The sequence below is a fragment of the Candidatus Margulisiibacteriota bacterium genome, assembly GCA_028706105.1.
In the GTDB taxonomy this organism is placed as follows: Bacteria; Margulisbacteria; Riflemargulisbacteria; order GWF2-35-9; family DYQY01; genus DYQY01.
This window is the reverse complement of sequence record JAQWCF010000137.1, coordinates 1-3,142: the sequence shown is the minus strand read 5'-3', so window position 1 is coordinate 3,142 and position 3,142 is coordinate 1. Positions and strand designations below refer to the sequence as shown.

General features: G+C 33.9%; 4 protein-coding genes and 1 other RNA gene. 4 read left to right on the top strand and 1 reads right to left on the bottom strand.

What is annotated here, in order from left to right; genetic code table 11:
• Positions 1–295: 295 nt before the first annotated feature.
• Positions 296–979, top strand: coding sequence for a zinc ribbon domain-containing protein (locus PHF25_09310; protein MDD4528204.1), 684 nt, complete (start codon positions 296–298; stop codon positions 977–979).
• Between the two features lie 169 nt (positions 980–1,148).
• Here the strand turns inward: PHF25_09310 and ssrA are convergent.
• Positions 1,149–1,521, bottom strand: a transfer-messenger RNA (tmRNA) gene (ssrA, locus tag PHF25_09305).
• A gap of 352 nt (positions 1,522–1,873) precedes the next feature.
• Between ssrA and PHF25_09300 the strand changes: the two genes are divergently transcribed.
• From PHF25_09300 to PHF25_09290, 3 genes are all read left to right on the top strand, one after another.
• Positions 1,874–2,431, top strand: coding sequence for a 50S ribosomal protein L25 (locus tag PHF25_09300; GenBank protein ID MDD4528203.1), 558 nt, complete (start codon positions 1,874–1,876; stop codon positions 2,429–2,431).
• 2 nt (positions 2,432–2,433) lie between these two features.
• Positions 2,434–2,955, top strand: coding sequence for an orotate phosphoribosyltransferase (pyrE, locus tag PHF25_09295; GenBank protein ID MDD4528202.1), 522 nt, complete (start codon positions 2,434–2,436; stop codon positions 2,953–2,955).
• A partial coding sequence (locus PHF25_09290; protein MDD4528201.1) for an orotidine-5'-phosphate decarboxylase occupies positions 2,955–3,142 on the top strand: 188 nt, incomplete at its 3' end. The genes pyrE and PHF25_09290, both read left to right, overlap by 1 nt.

Here is a 3,142-nt window from a genome sequence, read left to right as displayed (position 1 = left end):
GGAATTAGTGCCATACACTAAAGAAAAATAGATTATAGAAATAATCTTCCAGAAATTCCTAGAAACCCATTCCACTACTGCGGTTGCTAGTTTCTTAAATGAAAACAACCTTAAGAATAGAGATAACAAACCATGGGATATACGCCACATATACAAGCTATTACAGCAAAAAGTATATATAGGAAAAATCAATTGGAAAAACCAAGTTTATGAAGGTATCCATCAGCCAATTATTTCCAAAACTACCTTTGAGAAAGTCCAGAAAATCATCCAGTCTAGAACCTATACAAAAAACATCAGTAGAACAAATCTATTACTAACAAAGAAAGTGTTCTGTTTATGGTGTGGCTCCCCCCTTGCCCCCAGCCACACCATAAACAGACATAATAAAAAATATTTTTATTACAGATGTACAGGTTCAAAAAATATAGGTAAGAAATGCAAAAATAGCCACTTCAGCACCTTAAAATTAGAAGCAGAAGTTTCCAGAATAATTCTTTCTTTATCAGAAGAAAAACAGTTCAGCTTAATAGAAAACAAGCTTCTAAAGCACAACGAGGCTATAAATATTAATATTCATGAACAAGAAAAAACTTTATTGCACCTAGAAACCACCCTAACACTACTAAAATTAAAGAAAGATAAATACCTAGATGGTCTGCTTTCCAGTGAGTTTATTAAGCAAGAAAAAGAACTAATCCATAATAAAATCCAAGAATTGGAACGTGATGAAAAATCTTTAAAATCCGCTATATTAAAACAACAATTACTTATCAACGAAACCAAAGAAACCCTTATAAATATTACTGAAATCAAGAAATTATTAATCAGTTATAAAAGCAATCATCCGTTTCCAGATATTCGTCACCACAAAACAACCTTAGCTGAAATCATAGAATCAGTACATTGCAGTAAAAACAGCCTAGAAATTAAGTTTTTATCGCTACCATGGAAGGAAGTATTCAATATGGATATATAACGCAAATATAAGGGTTTTTCGCAACATCTTCTGACAGGTCGAATATTTTACACAAGTTCGACATTTGCACGATATTTTATAACCAAAAATATCGAACCTGTCTATTTATTAAAAAACTGTGAAATTACCCATTTTTACCCTAAAAAAGGGTTCGGGTTAACAACCCTTTTGGTGGAGGTGAGGGGAGTCGAACCCCTGTCCATAAAGCGCCATAGATAAGGCCCTACGAGTGTAGCTTATTAAAAATGTCCTCTAAAACGACTAACAAGCAAGCAACTCTAGAGTAAGCACTTTAGTTTCTCCTATTAGCCAGCGCATACTAATAAGAAAAGTCGACTAAATAACATCAATACCTGTCGTCAACACCAGATATTAACGACGCTACCTAATAAATATTAAGCGGCGATTGCTTGTGGTGCGAAAGCACCTTTAAATGCGTTTGTGTCTGCACTTATGTTTTTCTGCCTTTTTACGAGGCCGGGCAGCTCCTCGACTCGCTCCTTATCCAAGGAATACTCTATGTCGAAACCAAATACACCCCCCAATTAATGGAAGCAATTTGATTATATACCGAAAGGATGGTAAATCCAAAACTGTTTAAATGTTTATATATACAGTCATTCCCGCGAAGGCGGGAATGACGCAAATAAATGCTAAAATGTCTTTGATGATTTTATTCTTTTCCTTTCAACGAATAAACAGCGACGCAGTCGCATAAACAAATAAACCTGTTTGCTTCAGCTAACAGTTATACCAATGTTGTCGCTAATTTTAAATTATGCTAAAATATTTCGGTCATAAACAAAATGACAACCATCAGCTAACAAGTGAACTATTGAACCAGTGAACAAGTGAACTGAAATATCTGAAGTAGCGAGAGGACGTGATGGCAGAATGCAAGCAGTAAAAATAGAAGTTCAAAAACGTACAGAATTCGGTAAAGAAAAGGTCAACAAGCTTAGAAATCAAAATTTCATTCCCGTTGAATTATATGGAACAGATCTTAAGGAAAACGTTAGCCTGAAGGTTGATTACAAAACAATAAGTCAGCATCTTTTAACAGGAGTATTAGGCAAAAACACAATATTCTCCTTTGATTTAGACGGAAAGACTATTTATGCCATAACATATGAGGCGCAAGTTCATCCAATTTCTAAAAAGATTCTTCACTTAGATTTCAAGACAGTTAATGAAACTAATAAAGTTAAAGTTAAATTGTTAGTGAAAGCAGTTGGAAACCCAATAGGAGTTCAAAAAGGTGGAAGATTACAACAAAAAGTAGATGTACTTCAGCTTATGCTTCTTCCTCAAGAGATTGTCCCTCATGTTGATGTTAATGTAGCTAATTTAGATGCCAAAGAACAATTGGTTATTGGGGATTTGGTGCTACCACCAAGTGCAGAAGTTTTAAAGTTTTCTGCCTCACAGCAAGTATTCTTTATTAAGGTCTAACTATGAGTCTACAAGAATTAGCAAAACAGATAAAAGCCGCTGCTTATTTAGAAGGCGAATTTATCCTGAGATCAGGAAAGAAAAGCAACTATTATTTAGATAAATATTTATTTGAAACGAATAGTGTAATTTTAGATAAATTATCTGACGCTTTTGCCCAAAAAATTAAAAAAGATTATCCAAACACTGATATGCTTGCTGCACCGGAATTAGGTGCAGTAGCTATTGTGGCTGCTGTTAGTATTAAATCAGGTATTAATTTTGTCATTGTTCGTAAAGCTGAAAAAGACTATGGAACAACAAAATTAATTGAGGGGACTATTAAAGGTTCTAAAAATGTCTTATTGATTGAAGATATTTTAACAACTGCTGGTGCAGCTTTGAAATCAGCTAATATTCTGCGAGATGCTGGATATAATGTCACTGCTATCTTAGGTACTATCGATAGACTACAAGGTGCTGAAGAAAATATTGTTAAAGAAGGTTTCAGTTACGACACATTGCTTACTATTAAAGACCTGTAATGAACTTTAAAGATAAACTACAAAAAGCACAAAAAACCAACAATTCGTCTTTAATTGTAGGTCTAGACATTGATGCAGACAAAATACCTCTGCATCTTAAAAAAAACGATAACGAACCCTTATTTACTTTTCTTGAACAAATCATCAATGCCACCAAAGAACATGTTTGTGCTTATAAGCCAAATAT

Coding starts and splice junctions, on each gene's coding strand:
- PHF25_09300 (MDD4528203.1), top strand. CDS start 1,874: ATGCAAGCAGTAAAAATAGAAGTTCAAAAACGTACAGAATTCGGTAAA.
- pyrE (MDD4528202.1), top strand. CDS start 2,434: ATGAGTCTACAAGAATTAGCAAAACAGATAAAAGCCGCTGCTTATTTA.